Raw genomic sequence first — 1,092 nt, 5'->3', positions numbered from 1 at the left:
GACTTACCTAGAGGGCACACAGGTTTCTGTGGGTGGTATCTACGTTGACCCAAATATTGATATTGAAGGGACTTCTACAACTCCTCGCGGAAAAACAACATCTAACTCTAGTGACTTCGCGCACAGTGCTTTTATTCCAAACTTTTATGTTTCTCATAAGTACAACGAAAAATTTGCGTTAGGCTTTGCTGCTGGTACTAACTACGGCATGGCTACGGACCTAGGTAAAGACTTCGGCGGTGCAAACCATGGTAACGAAGCAAGTGTGACTACTATGGAGCTGAACCTGAATGCTGCATACCAAGTGCTAGAGAGTGTTTCTATTGGTGGTGGCGTACGTTACATCATAGCTGAAGGTAGCTTTGGCGCAGTATCAACTAAAAACTCTCTTATTCCAGTGAAGTCTGGTACCTCTTTGAAATACATGGAAGGTGATGACAAGGCATGGGGCTGGCAAGTTGGTACCGCTTGGGATATTAATGAAGACAACCGCCTAGGCTTCACCTACAAATCAGAAGTAGATCTAACTCTAGAAGGTTACGCTAAAGGTTTTGGTTTCAACCCTAAAAACCCAGAAGCACACAAAAGTGGTTCAATGGATCTCGCTCTTCCGGCAACAGCTGAACTTGCTAGCTTCCACCAGCTGACAGACACTGTAGCGGTTCACGCGAGTATTAACTGGACAAACTGGAGCAGCTTTAAAGAGCTTGTTGCTGATTTCCCTGGTGAAAAAAGTGTAGAGATCAAGCAAGAGAACTGGGAAGACAACTACCGCTTTGCAATCGGTACTACTTACCAAATGACACCTAAACTAGCACTACGTTCTGGTATTGCCTACGATACTTCAGCGGTAAGCGAAGAGCACCGTACTGCGACGATCCCAGAAACAGACCGCACTTGGTTAAGTATTGGTGCGGGCTACCAATGGTCTGAACAGCTAACTCTGGATGCAGGCTTCACTTACATTCTAGCGAAAGACGCGAAAATGCATGAAAAAGATCCAAAAGCAGATTACTTTGGTGGTAGCTTCGAAGGCGAAGTGACAGGCAGCATCTGGTTAGTCGGTATCCAAGCTAACTACCGCTTCTAGGC

General features: G+C 45.7%; 1 protein-coding gene. It reads left to right on the top strand.

The features are described 5' to 3' along the window. On the top strand, nucleotides 1-1,090 hold a 1,090-nt coding region (locus AB4653_RS22115; protein WP_372105356.1), incomplete at its 5' end, for an outer membrane protein transport protein. Between the last annotated feature and the right edge of the window lie 2 nt (nucleotides 1,091-1,092).

It is taken from the genome of Vibrio sp. 10N.222.48.A3, assembly GCF_041475345.1.
GTDB lineage: Bacteria > Pseudomonadota > Gammaproteobacteria > Enterobacterales > Vibrionaceae > Vibrio > Vibrio tasmaniensis_A.
The sequence above is the reverse complement of the archived record's forward strand: the minus strand, read 5'-3'. Positions and strand labels throughout refer to the sequence as shown.